At 57.4% G+C, this 21,884-nt stretch carries 20 protein-coding genes, 1 tRNA gene and 1 riboswitch; of the genes, 11 read left to right on the top strand and 10 right to left on the bottom strand.

The window, feature by feature from the left end:
- Nucleotides 1-112 precede the first annotated feature (112 nt).
- On the top strand, nt 113-1,687 hold the full coding sequence (locus H6F75_RS23875; RefSeq protein ID WP_190755211.1) for a DEAD/DEAH box helicase: 1,575 nt from the start codon (nt 113-115) through the stop codon (nt 1,685-1,687).
- Nucleotides 1,688-1,708: 21 nt separating this feature from the next.
- Here H6F75_RS23875 and H6F75_RS23870 read toward each other — a convergent pair whose 3' ends face one another.
- Complete coding sequence (locus tag H6F75_RS23870) at nt 1,709-2,857, bottom strand: alanine--glyoxylate aminotransferase family protein (RefSeq protein ID WP_190755209.1); 1,149 nt, start codon at nt 2,855-2,857, stop codon at nt 1,709-1,711.
- A gap of 1,235 nt (nt 2,858-4,092) precedes the next feature.
- Between H6F75_RS23870 and H6F75_RS23865 the strand changes: the two genes are divergently transcribed.
- Nucleotides 4,093-4,689, top strand: a complete 597-nt coding sequence (locus H6F75_RS23865) for a hypothetical protein (protein ID WP_190755207.1) — start codon at nt 4,093-4,095, stop codon at nt 4,687-4,689.
- A gap of 32 nt (nt 4,690-4,721) precedes the next feature.
- Here H6F75_RS23865 and H6F75_RS23860 read toward each other — a convergent pair whose 3' ends face one another.
- On the bottom strand, nt 4,722-5,066 hold the full coding sequence (locus tag H6F75_RS23860) for a hypothetical protein (RefSeq protein ID WP_242020323.1): 345 nt from the start codon (nt 5,064-5,066) through the stop codon (nt 4,722-4,724).
- 547 nt (nt 5,067-5,613) lie between these two features.
- Here H6F75_RS23860 and H6F75_RS23855 point away from each other — a divergent pair.
- Nucleotides 5,614-6,114 carry an ureidoglycolate lyase gene (locus H6F75_RS23855; protein ID WP_190755205.1) on the top strand — a complete coding sequence of 167 codons (501 nt, stop codon included), beginning with the start codon at nt 5,614-5,616 and terminating at the stop codon, nt 6,112-6,114.
- Nucleotides 6,115-6,151: 37 nt separating this feature from the next.
- On the opposite strand, the gene H6F75_RS23850 is transcribed toward H6F75_RS23855, so the two are convergent.
- From H6F75_RS23850 to H6F75_RS23840, 3 genes are all read right to left on the bottom strand, one after another.
- Nucleotides 6,152-6,568 (bottom strand): DUF1636 domain-containing protein, encoded by a 417-nt coding sequence (locus tag H6F75_RS23850; protein WP_190755202.1) that lies wholly within the window; start codon nt 6,566-6,568, stop codon nt 6,152-6,154.
- A 74-nt stretch (nt 6,569-6,642) separates the two neighbouring features.
- Nucleotides 6,643-7,122 carry a hypothetical protein gene (locus tag H6F75_RS23845; RefSeq protein WP_190755200.1) on the bottom strand — a complete coding sequence of 160 codons (480 nt, stop codon included), beginning with the start codon at nt 7,120-7,122 and terminating at the stop codon, nt 6,643-6,645.
- A gap of 69 nt (nt 7,123-7,191) precedes the next feature.
- Nucleotides 7,192-7,383: riboswitch (cobalamin riboswitch) on the bottom strand.
- Nucleotides 7,384-7,452: 69 nt separating this feature from the next.
- Nucleotides 7,453-7,770 (bottom strand): hypothetical protein, encoded by a 318-nt coding sequence (locus H6F75_RS23840; RefSeq protein ID WP_190755198.1) that lies wholly within the window; start codon nt 7,768-7,770, stop codon nt 7,453-7,455.
- A 241-nt stretch (nt 7,771-8,011) separates the two neighbouring features.
- Here H6F75_RS23840 and H6F75_RS23835 point away from each other — a divergent pair, with 241 nt between their 5' ends.
- From H6F75_RS23835 to H6F75_RS23820, 4 genes are all read left to right on the top strand, one after another.
- Nucleotides 8,012-9,340 carry an aminopeptidase P family protein gene (locus H6F75_RS23835; RefSeq protein ID WP_190755196.1) on the top strand — a complete coding sequence of 443 codons (1,329 nt, stop codon included), beginning with the start codon at nt 8,012-8,014 and terminating at the stop codon, nt 9,338-9,340.
- 113 nt (nt 9,341-9,453) lie between these two features.
- Nucleotides 9,454-10,215 (top strand): response regulator transcription factor, encoded by a 762-nt coding sequence (locus H6F75_RS23830; protein ID WP_190755194.1) that lies wholly within the window; start codon nt 9,454-9,456, stop codon nt 10,213-10,215.
- Nucleotides 10,216-10,426: 211 nt separating this feature from the next.
- The gene (locus H6F75_RS23825; RefSeq protein WP_190755192.1) at nt 10,427-11,113 is read left to right on the top strand and encodes a response regulator transcription factor; all 687 of its coding nucleotides are present in this window, start codon (nt 10,427-10,429) and stop codon (nt 11,111-11,113) included.
- Nucleotides 11,114-11,140: 27 nt separating this feature from the next.
- Nucleotides 11,141-11,815, top strand: coding sequence for a hypothetical protein (locus H6F75_RS23820; protein ID WP_190755190.1), 675 nt, complete (start codon nt 11,141-11,143; stop codon nt 11,813-11,815).
- Here the strand turns inward: H6F75_RS23820 and H6F75_RS23815 are convergent.
- Nucleotides 11,812-12,618 (bottom strand): peptidoglycan recognition family protein, encoded by an 807-nt coding sequence (locus H6F75_RS23815; protein WP_347710703.1) that lies wholly within the window; start codon nt 12,616-12,618, stop codon nt 11,812-11,814. The two genes, H6F75_RS23820 and H6F75_RS23815, sit on opposite strands and share 4 nt — an antisense overlap.
- Nucleotides 12,619-12,716: 98 nt before the next feature.
- Complete coding sequence (locus tag H6F75_RS23810) at nt 12,717-13,163, bottom strand: YbjN domain-containing protein (RefSeq protein ID WP_190755188.1); 447 nt, start codon at nt 13,161-13,163, stop codon at nt 12,717-12,719.
- A 382-nt stretch (nt 13,164-13,545) separates the two neighbouring features.
- Between H6F75_RS23810 and H6F75_RS23805 the strand changes: the two genes are divergently transcribed.
- The 3 genes from H6F75_RS23805 to H6F75_RS23795 all read left to right on the top strand — a co-directional run bounded on the left by H6F75_RS23805 (nt 13,546) and on the right by H6F75_RS23795 (nt 17,782).
- Nucleotides 13,546-14,364, top strand: coding sequence for an HAD-IIB family hydrolase (locus H6F75_RS23805; protein ID WP_190755186.1), 819 nt, complete (start codon nt 13,546-13,548; stop codon nt 14,362-14,364).
- A 181-nt stretch (nt 14,365-14,545) separates the two neighbouring features.
- Complete coding sequence (locus H6F75_RS23800; protein ID WP_190755184.1) at nt 14,546-15,748, top strand: glycosyltransferase family 2 protein; 1,203 nt, start codon at nt 14,546-14,548, stop codon at nt 15,746-15,748.
- A 261-nt stretch (nt 15,749-16,009) separates the two neighbouring features.
- Nucleotides 16,010-17,782, top strand: a complete 1,773-nt coding sequence (locus H6F75_RS23795; protein WP_190755181.1) for an adenylate/guanylate cyclase domain-containing protein — start codon at nt 16,010-16,012, stop codon at nt 17,780-17,782.
- Nucleotides 17,783-17,965: 183 nt separating this feature from the next.
- Here the strand turns inward: H6F75_RS23795 and H6F75_RS23790 are convergent.
- From H6F75_RS23790 to psbZ, 3 genes are all read right to left on the bottom strand, one after another.
- Nucleotides 17,966-18,037 (bottom strand) — tRNA-Gly (locus H6F75_RS23790).
- Nucleotides 18,038-18,152: 115 nt separating this feature from the next.
- Nucleotides 18,153-18,728 (bottom strand): 6,7-dimethyl-8-ribityllumazine synthase, encoded by a 576-nt coding sequence (gene ribH, locus H6F75_RS23785; RefSeq protein ID WP_190755178.1) that lies wholly within the window; start codon nt 18,726-18,728, stop codon nt 18,153-18,155.
- A gap of 11 nt (nt 18,729-18,739) precedes the next feature.
- Nucleotides 18,740-18,928, bottom strand: coding sequence for a photosystem II reaction center protein PsbZ (gene psbZ / locus H6F75_RS23780; RefSeq protein ID WP_017301429.1), 189 nt, complete (start codon nt 18,926-18,928; stop codon nt 18,740-18,742).
- 148 nt (nt 18,929-19,076) lie between these two features.
- Here psbZ and H6F75_RS23775 point away from each other — a divergent pair, with 148 nt between their 5' ends.
- Nucleotides 19,077-21,851 (top strand): CBS domain-containing protein, encoded by a 2,775-nt coding sequence (locus H6F75_RS23775; protein ID WP_190755176.1) that lies wholly within the window; start codon nt 19,077-19,079, stop codon nt 21,849-21,851.
- Nucleotides 21,852-21,884 lie beyond the last annotated feature (33 nt).

The raw sequence follows: 21,884 nt of genomic DNA, 5'->3' as shown, positions 1-21,884 counted from the left end.
GGGTGTCAGGGGAAAAGAGTTTACGACTCTGCCGTACACCGTAAACCGTAAACCTTGACCCGCTACCCATCCACCCATTCACCCATCCACCCATCCACCCGCCCACTCCCCCATGCCCCCCCAACTGCGCCCCTACCAAGTTGACCTGATCAACGACCTCTATCGCAAGCTCAACGAGGGGCACAAGCGAGTGGCGATCATCGCCGGTACCGGGGCGGGCAAGACCGTGATCAGCGGGCAGATCTGCGCCCATGCCGAGCGGGCGGGCAAGCGGCTGATGTTCTTGGTGCATCTGGATGTGTTGGTGGGCCAGACCTATGAAAAGATGGAATCCTTTGGCCTCCACTGCGGCTTTATCAAAGCGGGCTGGGAAGAGAACCGCGACGCCCCGATTCAGATTGCCAGCATTCAAACCATGTCAAAGCGGCAGTGGTGGAAGCAGTGGCCCGCGGATGTGGTGTTCTACGACGAGGGTCACATTACCCTGTTTAGTCAGGTGGGCAAAAAGGTACTCAAAACCTTTCCCAACGCCGTGCATTTGGTGATGACCGCCACCCCTAAGCGCCTGGGCAAAGAGCAGCTGGGCGACGTTATGGATACTCTAGTGGCCTCGCCCGTGCCCAGCGATCTGCAACAGCGGGGCTTTTTAGCCCCCATGAAGTACTACAGCATGCCGCCGGATGGGGTCGCTAACCTCAAAGAAGTGAAGACCGTTCGGGGCGACTACGATGAGGTTGGGCTGAAGAATGCCTGCGATCGCCCCGAACTGATCGAAAAAATCGTCCGCGAGTGGCAGCGCCTCTGCCCCGGCAAGCGCACCATCGCCTTTTGTGTGGATATCGAGCATGCCCGCCACGTCGCCGATGCCTTTCGCGCCGCTGGCATCACCGCAGACACGGTAGAAGGGGGCACCGCCATCAAAGACCGCAAGCGCATGTACAGCGACCTGCGCGACGAAAAAATCCTGGTGCTCACCTCCTGCAATGTGATCAGCATCGGCTTTGACGAGCCCAGCGTCGAGGTGGGGCTGATGCTGCGGCCCACCCAGTCGAGCGCCCTGCACCTGCAACAGATTGGTCGGGTAATGCGAATCTCACCTCAGACGGGCAAGCAGTACGGCCTCATTCTCGACCAGGCAGGCAACCTGGAGCGCCTAGGCTTTCCCGAAGATATTAAGGACTACCACCTGCCCGTGCAGGCGCAAAAGGACAGCGAGGGGGGCAATCCGCCACCGACGAAGCCCTGTCCCCAGTGCGGGCGCATTGTGCTGTCGTTCATCGCCAAATGCCCCGACTGCGGCCACCAGTGGATCACCGAGCGCCCCCTCAACCTAGAGGACATGGTGGAGATTTACTCCGCCGACCAGGCCCACCAGATCAACGACATTCCCACTCTAATGGAGCTGTTCCACAGCCACCGTCGCCGTGCCTACATGCGGGGCAATGCACCAACCTGGGCCGAGCGATCGTTTTGGGAGCACTGCGGGCGCTGGCCCAAGGATGCCTGGTGCCTCGGCTCCATCCTTGGACCTCGGCCTACGCCCACGCAGATGCTGGAGTACTTTGAGTACCTGCAAAAAAGCGCCAAGCGCATCGGCAAGCGCCAGGACTGGATTGTGCAAGAGTTTGAGAAAGAGTGCGGCCCCGGCAGCTTTCAGCGGATGGCAAACCTGCGTCAAGCGATCTAGCCAGGGCCTTTGGGTGTGAGTCTAGGCCAGCAGAATTTGCCCAGCGGCGTTGACCCCAGCCCCAGGGGTGAACTGGTCGTAGCCAAGCTTGGTCAGGGTGGCCTCTAGGGAAGCAACGGCGGTTAGCACGTCGCGATCGCCCACAAAGCCTAGGTGCCCAATCCGAAAGATCTTGCCCTTCAGGTGGTCTTGGCCACCGGCCAAGACAATGTCAAACTGCTTCTTCATCACCGAGCGAATTTGCTCGGCATCGACTCCCTGGGGCATAACGGCAGTGATCGCCGGGCTAGCGCAGTCGTCGGCCCCAAACAGCGGCAGGTTGAGGGCAGCCATGGCGGCGCGGGTGGCTCGCTTCTGGCGATCGTGACGGGCAAAAATTGCCTCTAGTCCCTCTTTCTGCATCATTTGCAGGGCTGCGTGCAGGGCAAAGAACAGGTTAACCGGGGGGGTGAAGGGGGTCGTATTCTTAGCCGCCCCTTTGCTGTAGGGTTTGAGGTCGAGGTAGAACTTGGGCAAAGTCGCCGTTTCGTAGGCCTCCCAGGCCTTGGCGCTGACGCTGACAAAGGCCAGCCCCGGCGGAATCATGTAGCCCTTTTGGGAACCAGAGGCCACCACATCCAGACCCCACTCGTCCACTGGTACCGAGATCGCTCCCAGGCTAGTCACCGCATCCAGCATGATCAGCGCGCCGTGGGCTTTGACGTGGCGGTTGATGGTTTCCACATCGTTGAGCACCCCGGTAGAGGTTTCGCTGTGGGTAATAATCACCGCTTTAATCTCTTTAGCGGTGTCGGCCTCCAAGGCCGCCTTGAAGTCGTCAGGGTTGAGGGGTTTGCCCCACTCAGCGGTAATTTCGTGGGTGTCGAGGCCGTAGGCGCGGGCTACTTCGCCCCAGCGTTCGCCAAATTTGCCGTTGTTGCCCACCAGCACCTTATCGCCCGCGCTGAGAAAGTTGATAATGCCCGCTTCCATAGCCCCAGTGCCACTGGCGCAGAGCACCAGCACATCGTTTTGGGTTTGGTGCAGCCACTTGAGGTTTTCAGTCACCTCGCCCATCAGGGCGCTAAACTCGCCGCTACGGTGGCCCATGGGGTGCTTGGCCATGGCCAACAGCACCTGCTCGGGTACCGGGGTCGGCCCCGGAATCATCAGCATCAACTTGTTATCCATGCCTTACTGCCCCAACTCTGCGATCAACGAAACAAACCTCCAGCTTACCAAGAAGGGTTAGGGGGCGAGAATTTTCTTTTAGGTGTTGTAAGAAGTAGCCAACGTAGGATGGGCAAAGCAACGCGTGCCTATCAACCCCATTCATCGACAAATTCCCCCGGCGATGGGTACGGGCAAAGCCCCTCGCCCATCCTACCTATGACTAGCCTGCACTTGCCAGTTGCCTGCACAGGTTTGAGTGGAGTGCCATTGGGCAAAGTGAAGTTCAGCGCCACTCAAGTTCCCCAGCCATCCACTCAAAGTAAGAATCTACTGCACCGCACCAGTCGTAGACATTTAGAGCGACGTGCCAACTGTTCTTACCGTAAATACCTTTAAGATGGCAAGCTCCATTCCAATAGCTGTACCTACGCGAAGGATTCCCAGTGCGAGCTGTCGTGGATTCTAGAGAAAAATCGGTAGCATGGATAATCTTGTTACAAGACTCACGGAGAGTGAGCACAAAATTGCCAACCCTTACTTCACCAAGTCTCGAACCGAATGTATGGTCTATCTCAGACAACGCGTCGACTGATTGTTCTTTACGTAGTATGTCCTGAAGAATTCTGTAACTGGTTGCAGCATCAAGAATAAATTTACTTACCAGAAACTGAAGCCGACCCCAATAAATTTCCCAATCTTCATCTCCGTACTGCTCGTTTCCCTCATATAGTTCTTCTCGCTTACAGTACTCCCTGCTACCAGACGCTAGCTGTCGGAGAAGGAAGAGTCGCTCGTTTGCGCCAGTTAGCTCTAGAACGTGTGTCATGATACCCAATGTCAATTCAACGCGAAGATGCTGGATAACAACTTCATTCTTTGCAGTTCTACGCCAGATCTACCGGATAACACCCTGTAAAAGATAATATGCGTTCTTTCTTCGTGGGTCTTGTGGCTCTATCCACGCAACACGGCTCAGTTTGACTTGACCGTAGCGAAATGGTCTATATACGGTCTTTCTCCGTGGGTCTAGTGACTCAATCCACGCTACGCAGTTCGGTTTAGCTTGACCGTAGGGTGGGGCAACCGCAGGGCGACCCACGGGGGTAACGGTTCATGGGGCCTTGCCCGTGGGTTTTGTAGTTACGCATCACGCTATGAGCTCAGGAGGCAAGGGTATGCTATTGGCAGGGCAGGCGGGTATGTCGCCACCGACAGTATCGTCCCTGGTCCAACATTATGTCAGCGACATCCCTATGAATTTTTCTGCCCTTAACCGTACCCTATTTTTGGCCGCCGATTATCCCCCTCACAGGGCCTGGAAGTTCTGTCTCCTCTGGGTTGGCCTGACGGTTTTAGGCTGTGGATTAGCCATAATCAGCGTCCCTGCTGAGCAAAACCTAATCATTCCCTATGTTTTGGGAGCTGCAGTCGGTCTCTTGCAGGGTTCAATGCTGCGGTTGGGGGCCTCGGGAACAGTGCGATGGACTCTGGCCACGATGTTAGGGGTGGTCCTGAGCAGAATGGTGCGGCCCTATATTGCCTTTCACAGCAGCTTAATCATGAGTGGAGCCGTTGGGGGCCTGATGATTGGTGGTATTCAGGGGCTGGTGTTTTATACCCAGATTCCTGGCATGGCCTGGTGGGTTTTAATCCAAGTCATTAGCGGTGCGGTTAGCTGGGGGCTAGGTTGGTTTATTTTGAGTTCTGTTACCCGAGCTATCGGCCATACAACCACCGGGTTGATTTTGACGAGCTCTGTTACGATCGCCATGATGTGGGGTATTTCTGCCACCATGACAGGTATGGTGATGTATCGGTTGCTGGCTCTACGCCATGATCGCCGTACGTGACGGGCTGCCCACCGCCGAGCCAATGAATCCATTCACGCCTGGCTCGCGATCGTATCAACTAACCGCTCCAATTCTTCCTCCAGCGTATTGGCTGGCATGGTGACTCCGGCCTGCCGATACCAGTACCGAGCGTTACTGTTGTCTCCCTCAACCCGATGCAGGTAGGCATGAATTAGGCAGGAGGTGCGATCGCAATAGAGCTGCACCAGCTCGTGGGCGGCATCCCACTGGCCTGCTTTGGCAAGGGCTAACGCTTTGGCATGGTCACAGGTCATAACCTGTCCTCCTTCCTCAGTTACGACGACGCGGTGGCTGTGTTGCTCTTGGTTACGGCGGGTGAGCCGTTCTCCTAACCCGTAGGATACGTAAATCAGCACCTGCCGATCGCGTCCAATGTCGAAGCGTTACTCGATATCGCCCTCTTGTTATAAGGCAACGCTTCTCTGTTACTCTGTGACGCGCTTCCATGACAAAGCAACAGCCGCTTCTTATAAAGCAACGCGCTTCCGTTATAAAGCAATAGCCTTCCATCGCGAAGTAACGTCCTTCCGTCATAGAGAAACAGCCTCCCGCTACTAAAAAACGGCCTCTCGTTACAAAGAAACGCTTTCCTGTTACAAAGAAACGCCCTCTAGTTCTTCTAGATCACTTCGCCCTTACCTAGCTCTCGGGGGATATCCACCTCGATTTAGGCAGTCAACTTCTGTCAATTGAACTCCCAATTCTGGCCTCGCCCGCACTAGCGTAGAAGTAGGGTCGGGCAGCTAGCCCGCACCGAGACCCTAGGAGGTCAGACATGATAGAACTTTTAAGAACTCTTACCCATGCAGAGCGATCGTGTGGTTGGCGTTAAAAGTGACGGCACGATTCACAAAGCTGCCTGATATCAGTGCAAAGCTTCCCCCCAGAGAGTAAGGTTTCACCATGGTCTTACCCCTCACCCTTCAGCACCTCACGGCGCGACCCATTACCCCAGAGAACTTTGTTCCCTTTGGCCAGGTCATCTTCCCCAGTGCCGACGGAGCCACCTTTGGCCCCGCGGAAGCCCAGCTCAAGCTCGATCGCGGCATTCCCCGCTTTTACATCATGACCCTAGAGCGCAGAGGCAAGCAGTTTCGCACCATCACTCGGCACCAGCGCTGCACCCAGTGCCTAGGGGCGCTGGAGGGCAAAGACTGGCTCATAGCGGTTGCTCCTCCCAGCACTGCCGACCAGCCCGACCCCAGCAAAATTTGCGCCTTTCACATTCCCGGCAACTGCTTTATCAAGCTAGACGTGGGCACCTGGCACGCCGGGCCATACTTTCGCCATCCCACGGTGAATTTCTACAACTTAGAGCTGAGCGACACCAACATCACTGACCACCAGACCTGTAGTTTGGCCCAGGACTTTGGGTTGGAGTTTGAGATTGTCGGTGGGGAGTAGAAGAGTGGATGGGTAGATGGGTGAATGGGTGGATGAGTTAATGGGCAATTCGCGAAACGCTCCGTTCCGGAATCGCCACCTCCACCGATTCAGCCACCAGCGGCGGTAGAACGTAGGCTGTGGCCTGCTTAATGGCGGGCGATCGCAGCCCGTAGGGCACCTTGCCGTTGGCGGCAGCGGCGTATTGGCGGCAAAACTCTGCCAAGTCAGGAGCCGACTGGCTGGGTGAGAGGTCGTTAAAGATAAACGTCAGCTTGCCGGGGGCGCTGAGGGCAGCGTTACAGGCGCGATCGCAGGCAGCCATACAGCGCACCGGCTGAAGAGTAATTTCTTCGGCCTTTAAGCAGTCGGTTAGCTGGTCGAGCAGGTGCTGCCCCCCAGGGGTGTCGCCCGCGCCAGACTCAGCGGCGGGAAACTTGCACAGGGCACAGATAAACAGGGTGGGTTGGGTCATTGGGTTCAAACAAATAAGTGAATAAGCATTGCCAGCCAGCCTTGAAGCTTGGACAACTGACAAAACCAGAGAAATTAAGGCTGTACGACGGTGAACTCGGCGTGGCGATCACCCATCTGGCGAGAGCACTCCGGCGGTGGCACCGCCCAACCTTTTAAGCAGCTCACATAGGGGTGCGAATCACTAATTAAGAGCAAGATCGCATCTCGGGCGGGGTCGTAGGTCGCTACGGCCTCTGCCACAGCGGGTAATTGATCGGCTGGTAGGCTGTCGTGAAAGCAGGCAGTCCAGGCATCTGAAGCCACAAAGCGAGCAGTGTAAGGTACCGCCGTGCGGCTCCAGTCCACCGTGGCGGTGCTGGTGTGAATTTCGCACACCACCATGCCTCGGCCCTGCTGCAAAAACCCCTGCCAGGCGATGTGGCCTATGGGCAGCCAGTATTCGCGAATAAACAGCGGCTGCCAGTCGCCAAAACAGCCCTGCCACACGCTGGCGTCTATACGCACAGCCACCCCCAGCAATGGCTTGGGGTCCGGTACGGCATCAAAAAACATCGCCCAGAGCCACAGCGCCCTAGAGCAAACCAAAGACTATTCATAGTCATCTGTACCTCGCAGATGGGAATAACGTGGGCGTCCATCGGCGGGCATTCTGACTTGGAGAAGTTTAAGCTTCTAGACGTTGGAGCTCTGTCAATCCAACATCTGAAGTCTAAAATCGCCTCACAGCTGCGGGACAGTGGCAGATTTTCGCTGCGCTTTCCCCGTTTCCTTTAGCGGCTGACCCCCGCTAAAACCGACAGAGCTGCATCCTAACACCTTAAGGACGAAGCGATCGGCAACAAATCGTTGCGACTTGGAGATAAGAGCTATGGCCCGCCAGCGCTATCGCTTTTGAGGGGCATGGCGACGGCGGTAGGCGTCCATATAGACTACGTTCTCTCCAGCACGGTGGTCGCCGTGGCCAGCCAACAATCCTGATGCTTTGACCTGCTGAGCTAAGGCGACTGGCAGAGTCGAGCCTGCATCAGGAGGCACCAGAAGCTGCTTAAAACTGACCTTGATTTCGGTGCCGGGAGCCCAGTCTTCCTGGCGTATCCAGCAGCGATCGCGCTCACACCGCACCACTACGAAATCGGGTACGTGGTCGTCTTGCCCCTTAAGGCGAACCCGTGATCCTAGACAAATCGTTAAGGAAGCCATAGCGCTGCACCTGAGATAGGCTAGCCGTTATAGATTCAACAGTAGTTCATTTGAACTTATTTTCGAACGAGGATTTCACAAAAAATTAATTTTATTGGTTTCATTTTAAGGGATGTTTCTCCCCTTTGGGGTTAACTGCTGACAACAGGAGTTTAAAGCTAGAGCTAGACCATCAAGCTTGCCACCTCTCCAGTACTGGTGTGCTGTGGCAGACTAAAGAGGTCATCGGCTTTGGTTGTCTATGCCCCCTCAGACCACCTCGTTATCGCTGGTTACGGTACTACGGCAGCGCCGCGATCGCCTGGCTGAGCTTCACCCAGGGCCAGTGGTGCTGTGGTCGGGGCAGGCGGTGTCGCGCAACTTTCCAGCCAACACCTATCCCTTTCGGGCTAACAGCCATTTCTTGTACTTTGCAGGCCTGCCCCTGGCCAATGCTGCCCTTCACCTCGAAGGGGGTCGGCTGACGCTGTTTACGGATGACACCTCCCCTGAAGCAGCGCTGTGGCACGGGCCAAGCCCCAGTCGAGAGGCGATCGCCGCTGACATCGGAGCCGATGCTGCCTATCCCTACCAGGACCTAGACTCCTATCTAGCCAAAGCGGCGACCCTCTCTACCCAAACCGCCGGCTCGGAATGTAGCAAAGCCTTAGTCGAAGCCCTGGTGACCCTGAGACTGCACCACGATGACTACGCCCTCGACCAAATCAAACGAGCGGCAGCGGTCTCTGTTGCTGCCCACACAGCCGGTATGGCCGCCACTCCAGGGGCCACCACCGAGGCCCAGGTGCGGGCCGCGATGGAGCAGGTGATTATGGGCCAGAACATGGCCTGCGCCTACAACAGCATTGTCACTGTCCACGGCGAAGTGCTCCACAACGAGCAGTACCACCACAACCTGGCTCCGGGCGATCTGCTGCTGGCCGACGTGGGGGCCGAGGCCCCCAGCGGCTGGGCTTCGGATATCACTCGCACCTGGCCTGTGTCTGGGCGGTTCACCTCGGCGCAACGAGATATCTACAACCTAGTACTGGCCGCCCACGATGCCTGCATTGCCGCCGCCCGCCCTGGGGTTGAGTACCGGAATCTACACCTGCTGGCCTGTCGTGTCCTGGCGGCGGGGTTAGTCGATCTAGGAGTCCTGAAGGGAGATCCCGATGCCCTGGTTGAACGGGATGTGCACGCTCTGTTTTTCCCCCACGGGGTGGGGCATCTGCTGGGGCTAGATGTGCACGACATGGAAGATTTAGGGGATATGGCAGGCTACGCGCCGGGGCGATCGCGCAGCGATCGCTTTGGGCTTAAGTTTCTTCGCCTGGACCGGCCCCTAGCGGCCAACATGGTGGTCACCATTGAACCGGGCTTTTACCAGGTGCCTGGCATTTTAGGTCCGGCGAGGCAGTCGGGCCAGTATGACGACGCCATTAACTGGGACCGCCTCAAGACCTTTGATGGGGTACGCGGCATTCGCATCGAGAGTGATGTGCACATTAACTCAGCGGGCTGCACTGTTTTAACCGCCGCCCTACCCACCCACGCTGAGGCTGTAGAAGCTTTAGTCAGCGGAGCCTAGGGCGCTTTTCCCACAGGCTCCAAGTTGGGGTTTACAAAGTCTTAGCTTTTGTCAAGCTGTTCATCCCCCTGCGGACTGATATGATTTCAGTGAGCAGTTTTTAACCATTTCTTATGGATTCTGTAGACCTCGCGCCCCAGGCTCAGCCAAACCTACGGGTTGGCCTAGGGCGGGTACTCATCGTCGAAGATGAAGAACTGATTCGAGAAACATTGGCCCTTGGGTTGGCCGAAGAGGGGTTTGATGTTCTCGTTGCCGCAGATGGTCTGACTGCTCTCGACATGCTGGGCGGCACATCGGTGTCGAGCCGCACCGACCGGCCTGAAGTCAACCTGGTAGTGCTCGACCTCATGCTACCCGGCATGAACGGGCTTGACCTTTGCCGTCTGCTGCGCCACCAGGGCATCGATGTGCCCATTCTAGTGCTGAGCGCCAAGGGTACTGAAACAGACCGCGTGGTGGGGCTCGAAATTGGTGCCGACGACTACTTGAGCAAGCCCTTTGGCATGCGAGAGCTGGTTGCTCGGTGCCGGGCGCTGCTGCGCCGACAGCGGGGCAAAGCTAGCGCTGAGAAAGACAACGTGCTCCGGTTTGAAGACATCATGCTCCATCCCCAGGAGTGCCGTGTCTTTTTGAAGGGCGAAGAAGTTAACCTCTCCCCTAAAGAATTTCGAATTCTGGAACTGTTTATGAGCCAGCCCCGTCGGGTATGGTCACGGGATCAGATTATTGACCAGGTTTGGGGGCACGATTTTATGGGCGACAACAAAACTGTAGATGTCCATATTCGCTGGATTCGCGAAAAGCTAGAGGTTGACCCCAGCCACCCGCAATACCTGAAAACCGTGCGTGGCTTCGGTTATCGCCTGGGTTAGAGGCTGTCAAAGCCCACCGTCAGGGGCTATGTTAACCCCTGCGGAGTGCCCACTTCACAGGACTTTAACTTCAGCAACAAATAAACCTAGTCCTTAAATTGTCGTTTAGGCTGAAGGGGCAGGAGCGAAAGTCGGCTGCGTGCCAAGGCTAAATCCTGGCCGTAGGTTGTAACGTTGGACCTGTCAGCAGCTCTAACCCTGGTAGAACGCTATGCCGCTCACCATTTTAATTGCCGAAGACGACGAGGGCACTCGTCTTGCATTGTGCGATTATTTAGAGCTTGAGGGCTATTCTGTGCTGATGGCCAGCCACGGCGAAATGGCGCTGAGTCAGGTATTTAGCCACCAGCCCCAACTCATCATTACCGATATCGGCATGCCCGGTCTCGATGGGTTTACCCTAGTGCAAAAGGTGCGGCAGTACCCGGCCTTTCGGCTGCTGCCAGTAATTTTCCTCACCGCCCACAATCAGACCCAAGACCGGATTCGAGGCTATCAGCTTGGCTGTGACCTCTACCTGCCCAAACCCTTTGAGCTGAAGGAGATCGGGGCGATCGTGCGCAACTTGCTGGAGCGATCGCAGCTAATCCAGTCGGCCTGGATTCAACAGGTGGCTCTCAGCACTGCTCAGCAGCGCGCCCTTCAGTCCAGCGAAGTCAGCGAAGCGATTGCGCCCTGGACCCCTGATCCTGCCGATCTAGTAACTGAGTTTACGGCTCGGGAACAGGATGTGCTGACGCTGCTGTCGGACGGGCTATCAAATGCTCAAATCGGCGATCGCCTATTTCTGAGCCCCCGCACCGTCGAGAAGTATGTCAGCAGTCTGCTGCGCAAAACCGACACCAGCAACCGTTCTGAGCTGCTGCGGTTTGCCATCAGCCACCACCTCGTGCCCTAGCCATCAATCGTCATGGCGCAATTGTGGATGACAGCGGTTCTCAGTTTGGCTTTGGTACCCCTAGCCGCCTGCCAACTCCAAGAGGGGCGGCCCGAAGCGCAGCCAGCTGAATCCACTATTCCCACTTCCACCACGCCCGATGCAGCCAGCCAGCATACCGACGGGCTGGTAATTCCTGGCGAGCGTGTGGGCCCGGTTACAGCCCAAACTAGCCGCGCCGATTTGGCCAATTTCTATGGCGAGGCCGCCCTGAGCGATCGCCCCATTTCCCTAGGAGAAGGCAGCACAGAGGTGGGCACCGTGGTCAACCCCGATACTGATCAACAGTTTGCCGTGGTGTGGGATGACGCCGCCCAAAGTCGGCCCCGGCTGATCAAAGATTTTGGCAAAGCCTGGCAAATTCCAGAGGGGTTGGGGGTGGGTGCACCCTACGCCAAGGTTCAAGCCGTCCTAGGCGACTTCGACCTCTACGGCTTTGCCTGGGACTACGGCGGCACCATCGTGCTTGAGGGCACCGCCCTAGCTCAATACGACGACACCCTATGGCTGCGCCTAGCCCCCTCAGACAGTGCCATAGCAGCACACCTCGAGGCCTACGAAGCCACGATGGGTGACGAGGTATTTGCTAGCAGTGACCCTAACTTAGGGGTGCTGGATCTGTCGGTGTACGAGATGGTCGTGTCGTTCGAAGTCGCCCCCTAGCCCGTCAGGCCGTTGCGGGTTGGGTAGCGGCGCAGCTGGCTAAAAAAGCTAGAGGAATTGAAGCTGCGCGGGTCCATGCGACTGCCGGAGCGATCGACCGCCTGATGGGTAGTAATCCGGCTGTCAGGAATGGTGGTCTGAGCCAGTAGCCAGGCTAGAGAATCGTACTGGGCTTGGGTATAGCCGCTGTGGCTACGACGGTTGTTGAAGCCATCGCTGGGGGTCTCCAACGACACGTGGTAGGCAAAATTGTTCACCGAGGGGGGAAATGCTGAATTAGTGCGCACAGCCTCCGGGCCATTGGGGCCACTAAACACTGAGTTGCCAGCCCCAAAGGCCCGTTTTTCAGGAGGCACAATGTAGTAGACTGTGCCATCGCGGCCAATCAGGGCGTGGTAGCTGACCTGGTCTTGGTCGCGCGGGTGCCGCGTTCGAAATAAGTTGAGGGCACTCTGGGCCGAGCCCACGGTTTCGTGCAGCACGGCAATGAAGTCGTTGTGCACTACCTGGCCATTGATGTCGGTGAGATAGCGATCGCCGTAGTTGGTGGGGTCGGCCAGAGCCGTCACCTGTCGAGGCGGGGACGCCTGGGCCAGCTCCGTCGGGGCAGCAAAATCAGTCGGCCCAGGCTGAGCGGCTTTGAGTGGCTGAAGCGTTGCCGCTGTCGTAGTCTGCATGGGCGGCAAACCGCTCACGGTGAGCATAGGTTCTAGAGGACCTGCCGCGCGGGCTGAACCGAGACCCAAGCTCAGCAGCGCCACTAGCACCCCCCCTAACCCTATCCAAATCCAGCGACGAGCCACGGCAACCTCCCGGGTGCATTGTCAGACTATTTTGTAGCGCGAAATGGGCCCAATGAACCCTCATCCTGAGACGAAACCCCTGAACCATCACAGGATCGTTAAGAAGCCCAGCGGTCGAGGGCCCGCTGCCCCCCCCAGCGAGCAACAATTTCGTCGTCGTAGCTGTCAGCAATGCGAATCACGGTAGCAACAGAGTGATTTAGATCGAGGCGATCGCAGGTTTCACCCACCAGACTGTGCTCAAAGACAATGTCGTCCTCAGCGTCGTAGGCAAAGCGGCCGAAGTAGATGCCGTTGTTTTCTCGCAGCAGGTAGTAGCTCAGTTCGGGGGTCAGCTCAATCGCGGTTACCACGTAGGCTCGCGTGGTAATCAGCGTTTCATAATCGTGCCAGGGCACCACTCGAGTCGAGGCCACTGCCGACCCCAAATTCACAATGAAGAGGGGTTCATCCTCAAATACGACCAGCGCTTCGCCAAATAGCTCATGCATCCAGGGCAAAATTCGATGGTAAACCGCCTCCTGGCCAGGGGTTTTAAACTCCATACAACACTCGTAGAGGAACGAACAGCAGAACCTTAGCCGTAAACTAAAGCCTTAACAGATTAGCCCCATAACGAACCCCAGGAAAAGCTGCATCCCAATTGTCTCACTCTTGCCTTAATGTCAGTTCGCACTCGGGTTCTATTTGCGGCTTAGCCACTTGGCGACATCAGCTGGTGCGCTACGGCGCAGGTGCAAACCTATCCACTTCCCAGCAGCCCGGTGCCCCTGCTGGTCGAGAATTCTGGCCGCTCTAAACTAGAGCCCATCGCAGTTTACAGCGCCCTATAACTCTGAATCTGAGACGTCAGAATTAAGGGTGGCCCTTACAGTAGGCTTTGGATAGGTCCTCTGTCCTTATCTATAGCGCCCCCTCGTTATTTCTATGACCTGCATTATCTTCACCGACCTCGACGGCACCCTGCTCAATGGCGAAACCTACGCCTACCAGGCGGCCTTGCCCACCCTGGCTAAGCTCGCTGACCAGGGCATTCCGGTGATACCGGTCACGAGCAAAACCCGTCAAGAGGTTGCCCAACTGCGGCAGGATGTCGGCCTGCACGATCCCTTTGTGGTAGAAAACGGCAGCGCCATCTACATTCCCATTGACCACCCAGGCTTTGCCCTACCGCCAGGCGACAATGTCGATGGCTACCGAGTACTGCAACTGGGCTGCAACTACGTCACCGCTCGCGCTGGGCTGAAGGCGATCGCCCAGGATCTGGGTCGTCCCCTCAAAGGCTTTGGTGACTGGACTGTAGACCAGGTGGTGCAACTCACCGGGCTATCTCCCACAGAGGCCAAGCAGGCCAAGGCTAGGGAGTTCACCGAACCCTTTATGACCCCCAAAAACGTGCCCACCGACCAACTGCGCGAGGCCGTAGAAGCCATGGGGTTTCGGGTTGTGATTGGCGATCGCTTCTCCCATCTAATTGGCAGCGAGGCAGGCAAAGGCCAGGCCGTGCACCAGCTGGTGAAGCTCTACCAAGCCAGCAATTCCGAAGTACCCATCACCACCATTGGGTTAGGCAACAGCCCCAATGACCTCGACATGTTAGAGAACGTCGACCATCCAGTTGTGCTGCCCAGCGCCCACGGTCCCCATCCCCAGCTAGCCGACCGCGGTTGGCAGGTCGCGCCAGCGCCAGCGCCCGAGGGATGGGCGATTGCCGTAGAGACCGTCCTAGCGACGGCAATGGCCTAGCCGTGGAATAGCACCACCGAGGCACAGGTTTTTGAAGCTCTTGTAAATCTGCCGGGCCGAAGTCAATGGACCTGGCCAGGGTTCGCTAAGGTACCTACTGCGGGCATTGGCTCTAGCGGCAGGCCAACCTGGCGATTTGGGCAACCTAGCATCACCGATTCAGTCAACACGTTGGGTAGTTATGAACGTAAGTCTAGGCGACCTGATCACGGTCACACTCGCGGTTTTGCCGCTCCTGCTGCTGACCACCTCAGCCTTCTTTGCCCTCGAGTGCCTGATGGCCTTGGGCAGCGCCCGGTCTTCCACCACTCCCTCTACTCTACCTGCCGATCTTTCCCTGGCGGTGCTGGTGCCTGCTCACAACGAAGCTGAAGGCATTGCCACTACCCTAGCCACCATTCTTCCCCAACTGCGTCCTAGCGATCGCCTGCTGGTGATTGCCGACAACTGCACCGACGCCACCGCCGAGGCCGCCCGCCAGGCCGGAGCAACCGTGATTGAGCGCCATGACCTTGCCCAGCGCGGCAAGGGTTATGCCCTCGACTATGGCCTCAACCATCTCATGGCCAATCCACCCGACATCGTTGTTTTTGTCGACGCCGACTGCGATCTACAGCCCCACAGCTTGGCCGCCCTGGCCATCCAGGCCCAGCAGAGCCAGCGCCCGGTCCAGGCTGTCTATCTGATGGAAAAGCCCCCCAGTCCTGGGCTTAAGGACAGCATTTCAGCCTTTGCTTTCAAGGTCAAAAACTGGGTGCGGCCCCTCGGGCTATACCGGCTGGGGCAGCCCTGTCTGCTAACTGGCACTGGCATTGCTATGCCTTGGGAGGCTGCGATCGCCGTCAATATCGCCAGTGGTCACATCGTCGAAGACATGAAGCTCGGCCTCGATTTGGCTCTAGCCGGCTATGGGCCGCAGTTTTGCCAGAGTGCCTGGGTCACCAGCCGTCTACCCAGCGGCAACCAGGCCGCCACGACCCAACGCACTCGCTGGGAGCATGGCCACCTGCAGATGTTGAGCGAGTACGTGCCCAGGCTGCTGGTTCAGGCCTTACGCCAGGGGCGCGTTGACCTGCTCGTTCTGGCTCTAGAGCTGGGGGTACTGCCCATTTCGCTACAGGTGATGGTGACCCTAGCGATCGCAGCACTCTGCCTAGCGGCGACCCTCGCTGGGTTGAGCTGGCTACCCGCCTACCTAGCCCTGGGGGCAGTGCTCGCCCTCAGCACCGGGGTCAGCCTGGCCTGGGCGGGCTACGGACGCAGCGATCTTTCCCTCAGGGATCTGCTGACGGTGCCGCTCTACGTGCTCAACAAAATTCCTTTGTACTTTAAATTTTTGGTCAAGCCCGAAAAAACTTGGGTGCGCACCGAGCGCGACGGATAGCGTTCTACCTTTGCAGCAGTTCCCTCAACCGCTAAGGTCAGAGCGTTGGGCGGTCTTCAGCCGTTCTTGGCCCCTGGCAAAACCGCCGACAGTGCTGCAATTCTTTGAAGTTTAGTGACGCTCGCCAACGGCTCCTCATAAAAGCGCTGAAAAACGACGCTTCATTTCAAAGCAATGGTGAGGGACATCGCTGTATTGCTATGCCATGGGTACTCTACAGGTACCTTTGAGGGGTGTCACCCCCCACAGTGCCCCTAACTTATGAAACTGCGCCACAAAACTCTGCTGCTGACTACGCTGCCTCTGCTGGGGCTGATGATGATTCTCTATGGCAGTTTTTCCGTCATTTTGCAGCGCAGCTACAGTCGCCTTGAGCAGCAGGATGCCCAGCGCAATCTGCAACGGGTTGATGGGGTGCTGGCAGGTGACCTGGCCCAACTCCAGAGCCTTACCGAAGACTGGGCCGCTTGGAACGACACCTATAGTTTTATCCAGGACGGCAACCCCGACTATCTCGAGTCAAATCTCAGCAAGTACGCCTTAGAAAGGCTAAAGCTCAACGCTATAGCCTTCGTCGACCCTGAGGGCAAGATCGTCTACGGCACAGGCTACGACTTAGATAACAGAACCTTTCTACCCCTACCTCCCGATCTGGCCCAGCAGCTTACTTCTACCAGCCCGCTGACGCAGTTTGAGCACCTCGCCTCCCACCACCAAGGGTTAATGACGGTGGATGGACAGCTTATGCTGGTGGTGGTAGAGCCTATTTTGCGCAGCGATTCCACCGGTCCCTCTAGAGGGGCGTTGCTTATGGGGCAAACCCTAAGTGCTAGCGTCGTTGAATCCCTAGCGCAGCGCACGCGGCTAGATCTACAGCTCTATTCCCTAGGTCAGGATGAATTGTCAGAGTCGCTGCGCCCTATTCTCACGACCCTTAGCGATCGCACCGGCTCGGCTACGCTACCCACCCTAGTGCGCCCTCAAAATGCCGAGACCCTAATGGGCTACACTCTCTGGCCTGACCTCTACGGTGCTCCCCAAGCGCTGCTGGAGGTCAAGCTGCCTCGCGATATCTATCGGCAAGGACTGATTAGTCGATACTATCTCGGCTGGTCGCTGCTCGGATCCTGTCTTGTGTTTACTAGCGGCATGCTGCTGCTGCTCGATCGCGTAATTTTACGGCGGCTGCTGGGGCTAAGCCAACAGGTGCAGCATGTCGGGCGCTCTAACGACCTCACCCAGCGAGTGTCGGTGCAGGGAACCGATGAGCTTAGCCACCTGGGCTACCAGATCAACGACATGTTGAGTGAACTGCAAATCAGCAATCAAAAGCTAGCTCAGGAGCAGCAAAAGGCCGAGCAGCTCTTGCTCAATATTCTTCCAGCACCGATCGCGGGCGAGCTGATGCAGACTAAGGCCTCCATTCCCCAGCACTTTGACGAGGTGACAATTCTGTTTGCCGACATTGTCGGCTTCACCAGCCTGTCGCACCATCTGTCACCCATTAAGCTGGTAAACCTGCTCAACCAAATCTTCTCAGCTTTCGACAGTCTGGCCGAGCAGCTGGATCTAGAGAAAATTAAAACCATTGGCGATGCCTATATGGTGGCGGCGGGGCTCCCAATGCCTCGGGAGGATCATGCGGAGGCGATCGCTGAGATGGCCCTGGCCATGCAGCAGGTCACCGCCTCCTTTCAGGCCGAGTCAGGAGAACCGCTCGAGATCCGCATTGGCATCAACACCGGGGTGGTGGTAGCTGGGGTAATTGGCACGAAGAAATTTATTTACGACCTTTGGGGCGACGCCGTCAACGTGGCTAGCCGCATGGAGGCCTCCAGCGAACCCGGTCAGATTCAGGTTACGGCTGCAACCTATGAGCGCCTCAAGGACCGCTATCGGTTCGAACGTCGCGGCTGCATCACGATTAAAGGTCGTGGCGAAATGGAAACCTACTGGCTGCGTGGTCATCGCCCCGAAGCCCTGTTCTGCTCTCTCCGCAGAGAAAACATACAACCCACAACTCCCTGTACCTAGGACACGAGTGGGCCTAATTCGCGGATTGAGCCCACTCGTGCTTCTAAGTGATGAAACTTCTAGTTTTTGTATCCCGTCCTACCCTGGGTTCCCCCAATAGATCCTGAGGAACCTTCTACAGCTCCTAGGTAACTCCACCAGCTTTCCTATTAGAAATCTGAGGGAGGGCACAACATTTTAATAAGCGGGTAACGCGATTCGAACGCGCGACATTCACCTTGGCAAGGTGACGCTCTACCACTGAGCTATACCCGCATTAAAAACCAGTGTCAGAAGCAATTCCGTTTCGCTGGTTTTGACTTTATCTAGAATCTCAAAAAAGTGTGACTATGTCAACATTCTTTTGGATTTTCTTGGGCAGTCTTTAGCGCTAAATTGAGTCCGCGTCGGGGACCACGACGGCTTGAGCTGCCACCGGCATCCCAGGCCCCAAGCGGGCTGAGCCATTGCTCGCACCACTACCCATGGCGGAGTGAATCACTCCCATTAAACTGGCCATTTCCAGAGCGCTCATGGCATAGTCCCAACCGTGGTTAGCCTTGATGCCCGCCCGCTCTAGGGCCTGCTGCAGCGTATCGGTGGTGAGTACGCCAAAGATGATCGGCACACCGGTTTGAAAACCCGCTGCTGCCACGCCCTTAGCTACCTCCGCTGCCACGTAGTCAAAGTGGGGCGTCGAGCCACGGATGACGGCTCCCAAGCAGATGATCGCGTTGTAGCGACCGCTAAGGGCCAGCTGCCGGGCCACCAGTGGAATTTCAAAACTACCGGGCACCCAGGCGTAGTCAACCTGGGTACCTTCGGGGTTAACGTCTATACCATGGCGCTTCAGACAGTCTTGACAACCCTCCAGCAGCTTACCCGTAACTAAATCGTTGAATCGGCCTAGCACAATGGCAAACCGGGGAGATCCTGTGGAGACTAACGTGCCTTCAAAAACCGCCATAAATATTTTTTCTAAACCACAAAGTAGTTGAGGCCGCCCACGACCACTACCAGAGCGCCCCAAATAACAGAGCCAAAGAGGATCAGTCGTTTGGACTGATCCCAGTCTTGGGGAGAGGCGTAGGCCACGGGCACATACACCACCAGCACAAATGACATCAGGACCAGGGCAAACAGCGCGAGTTGAAACAGAATTACCATGGTTTTATATTTGCTCTCTCAAACACAGCAGCGGAGACGGCGGTGAATAACCTGATTAGCCCAGGCTAACAGCCACACTACCCTAACCAGTACGCTATCAGAAAGAGGCCCCGCCGGAAAGTATGGCCCTCAAAAAGGCCCGAAACTTATGGACCTAGTCATTTGCCACACCACTGCCGATTTTGACACCCTGGGGGCGGCCGTAGGGCTGGCTCGCCTGCAGCCAGGGCGGCGCATTGTGCTGACCGGGGGCTGCCATCCGACGGTGCAGCGATTTTTGGCCCTCCACCGTGACGAGTATCCGCTAATTGAGCGACGAGCAGTAGATCCAAGCCAAATCAATCGCCTCACTCTAGTTGATGCTCAGCAGCGCGATCGCTTTGGCCCAGCAGCCGATTGGATTACCCAGGCCGAACACAACCAGGTACCTATCGAGATCTACGATCACCATCCCACGAATGCCGAGACGGTGCAAACCCCGGAGACCACGATTGAGGCTGTGGGAGCAGCTACTACTCTAGTGGTGGAGTTGCTACAAGACGGAAAGATTGAGCCCAGCGTCGCTGAAGCGACGGTCATGGCTCTGGGCATCCACGTTGATACAGGCTCGCTGCTGTACGAGGGGGCGACGGCGCGGGATGCCTCTGCTCTGGCCTGGCTGATGGCCCACGGGGCTAGCCTCGCGATTATTGCTGACTTTGTAGAACCGGGACTGAGCCCCACTCTGCAGGGGTTATTGGCAGAGGCCATGGCTACCCTTCAGGTAGAGCCAGTGGGGGGCCACACGTTGGCCTGGGTATTGCTGCGGGTTGATGGGTATGTGCCGGGTCTGTCGGGGCTGGCAGAGCAACTGATATCCCTAACCGATGCCGATGCGCTGCTGTTTGGGGCCTGCTATGCCGCTAAGGAAGAAGCAGATACCAATGACTTGGCAGACTGCGATCTGTCCGACCCACTGCTGGGGATTCAAAAACTCACGTTGATTGGCCGAGCCCGAGGCCGAGTGAGCGATCGCCTCGACTGGGGCACGGTACTGACGGCCTTGGGTGGCGGCGGGCATGCTGCGGCTGCCTCGGCCAGCGTGACGACGGAGGACCCCTTAGGGACGGTACAGGAGGTGATGGCGGCTGTGCGATCGCACTTACCCCGCCAGCCCACCGCCCGCGACCTGATGTCGTCGCCGGTACGCACCATTCGCCCCGACACTACAATCCACGAGGCCCAGCGGATTTTGCTGCGCTACGGTCATTCGGGTTTGTCGGTGGTCGATGAGGGCGATCGCCTGGTCGGTATCATCTCCCGCCGCGACCTGGATCTGGCACTTCACCACGGTTTTAGCCACGCTCCGGTCAAGGGCTATATGGCCACTAGCCTCAAAACCATTACCCCTGATACCCCCCTTACCGATATCGAGCACCTGATGGTGACCTACGACATTGGCCGCCTGCCGGTGCTGCACCAGGGGGCATTAGTTGGCATCGTCACCCGCACCGACCTGCTGCGTCACCTACACCAGGGGCAACCCTCTCCCTTAGTCAAACCTGCTTTGCTAGACCCGCCTGCCGCCATTACTCTACAGCGGGCTCTGGAAACCAGTCTGTCCCCTGTCTTGCAGAACATTTTGCAGCAAATCACCGCTGCTGCTGAGGAGCGAGGCTGGCACCTCTACCTGGTGGGCGGCGCGGTGCGCGATCTGCTGATCTGCACCGACTCGATTTCAGCGGCTCTGCCGGACCTCGATTTAGTGGTTGATGGGTTCTTCAGCACGGCGCAGGTGGAGGCTGGCGTTGATCTGGCGACTGTGATCAAGGAGCAATTTTCAGAAGTTGATTTACAGGTGCATGGGCGATTTCAAACGGCGTCGCTGGTCTGGCGGAAGGAGTTAGACCACCCCCTGGCCGGGCTGATGATTGACATCGCCACCGCCCGCACGGAGTTTTACCCCTATCCCGCCGCCAATCCCGAAGTCGAAGCTAGCTCCATTCAGCAAGACCTCTACCGTCGCGACTTCACGGTCAATGCTCTAGCCCTGCGGCTTACCAATCCTGGGGCTGGGCAGCTACTTGACTACTTTGGCGGCCTCATTGACCTGCGCCAGGGCACCATTCGCGTGCTGCATGCCAACAGCTTTATCGAAGATCCGACACGCATTTACCGGGCGGTGCGCTTTGCGGTGCGGTTGGGGTTTAGCCTTGACCCCCAGACTGAGGGCTATATTCACCACGCCATCGCGAGCGGGGTTTATAGCCAAATGCAACACCAGATGCGGCGAGCCCCAGCCCTACAGGTGCGGCTCAAAAACGAGCTGAAATACATCCTTGAGGCACCTTACTGGCAGTCGGCGCTAACTCTGCTAGATCAGCTGGGGGCCCTGCGCTGTCTCCACAGCGAGCTGACCATGACCCCAGCTCTGTGGCAACAGCTGGGACGCCTCAGCCGTTGGGCAAAGCGCTTTAGCTGGCCCGAGCTGGGGCCGCCCTGGCTGCTGCGGCTACAGGGGCTGCTGGCTGCCGTACCGGCTGCGGTGCGATCGCCCCTGGCCACCCATCTACAACTGCCCGATCGCGCCATTGAGCGTCTGGCTAACCTCGATCAGTGGGAACACCAGTGGCAAGTCCTTGTGGCCACCGAGCCCGCTCCCAGTCAGCTGTATGCCGCATTCAATCAAGCTGATATTCCCACTCACCTACTGATCAGTGCTCGCCATCCCCGGCAGATGGGCCCTGCCCTATGGCGTTACCTCATGCAGTGGGCGCCTACTGCGCCCCTGATCGACGGGGATCGGCTCAAAACCCTTGGGTATCGCCCCGGCCCCAGTTTTAGGCCGATGCTGGAGACTCTATTTGCCGCTCAGCTTGACGGCGCGATCGCAACCCAAGCCGATGCCACAGCCTTTTTAGAGCAGCACTATCCTCTACCCTGAGAGGCATCAGATACTGATACATCTCACCCGCTG

The organism is Nodosilinea sp. FACHB-131, assembly GCF_014695395.1.
Classification (GTDB): Bacteria; Cyanobacteriota; Cyanobacteriia; order Phormidesmidales; family Phormidesmidaceae; genus Nodosilinea.
This window is presented reverse-complemented; position numbering and strand designations above follow the sequence as displayed.

Bases quoted from the DNA above. Each gene is read 5' to 3' on its own strand.
- H6F75_RS23875 (WP_190755211.1), top strand. From the start codon at position 113: ATGCCCCCCCAACTGCGCCCCTACCAAGTTGACCTGATCAACGACCTC.
- H6F75_RS23870 (WP_190755209.1), bottom strand. From the start codon at position 2,857: ATGGATAACAAGTTGATGCTGATGATTCCGGGGCCGACCCCGGTACCC.
- H6F75_RS23865 (WP_190755207.1), top strand. From the start codon at position 4,093: ATGAATTTTTCTGCCCTTAACCGTACCCTATTTTTGGCCGCCGATTAT.
- H6F75_RS23855 (WP_190755205.1), top strand. From the start codon at position 5,614: ATGGTCTTACCCCTCACCCTTCAGCACCTCACGGCGCGACCCATTACC.
- H6F75_RS23850 (WP_190755202.1), bottom strand. From the start codon at position 6,568: ATGACCCAACCCACCCTGTTTATCTGTGCCCTGTGCAAGTTTCCCGCC.
- H6F75_RS23845 (WP_190755200.1), bottom strand. From the start codon at position 7,122: ATGTTTTTTGATGCCGTACCGGACCCCAAGCCATTGCTGGGGGTGGCT.
- H6F75_RS23840 (WP_190755198.1), bottom strand. From the start codon at position 7,770: ATGGCTTCCTTAACGATTTGTCTAGGATCACGGGTTCGCCTTAAGGGG.
- H6F75_RS23835 (WP_190755196.1), top strand. From the start codon at position 8,012: ATGCCCCCTCAGACCACCTCGTTATCGCTGGTTACGGTACTACGGCAG.
- H6F75_RS23830 (WP_190755194.1), top strand. From the start codon at position 9,454: ATGGATTCTGTAGACCTCGCGCCCCAGGCTCAGCCAAACCTACGGGTT.
- H6F75_RS23825 (WP_190755192.1), top strand. From the start codon at position 10,427: ATGCCGCTCACCATTTTAATTGCCGAAGACGACGAGGGCACTCGTCTT.
- H6F75_RS23820 (WP_190755190.1), top strand. From the start codon at position 11,141: ATGACAGCGGTTCTCAGTTTGGCTTTGGTACCCCTAGCCGCCTGCCAA.
- H6F75_RS23810 (WP_190755188.1), bottom strand. From the start codon at position 13,163: ATGGAGTTTAAAACCCCTGGCCAGGAGGCGGTTTACCATCGAATTTTG.
- H6F75_RS23805 (WP_190755186.1), top strand. From the start codon at position 13,546: ATGACCTGCATTATCTTCACCGACCTCGACGGCACCCTGCTCAATGGC.
- H6F75_RS23800 (WP_190755184.1), top strand. From the start codon at position 14,546: ATGAACGTAAGTCTAGGCGACCTGATCACGGTCACACTCGCGGTTTTG.
- H6F75_RS23795 (WP_190755181.1), top strand. From the start codon at position 16,010: ATGAAACTGCGCCACAAAACTCTGCTGCTGACTACGCTGCCTCTGCTG.
- ribH (WP_190755178.1), bottom strand. From the start codon at position 18,728: ATGGCGGTTTTTGAAGGCACGTTAGTCTCCACAGGATCTCCCCGGTTT.
- psbZ (WP_017301429.1), bottom strand. From the start codon at position 18,928: ATGGTAATTCTGTTTCAACTCGCGCTGTTTGCCCTGGTCCTGATGTCA.
- H6F75_RS23775 (WP_190755176.1), top strand. From the start codon at position 19,077: ATGGACCTAGTCATTTGCCACACCACTGCCGATTTTGACACCCTGGGG.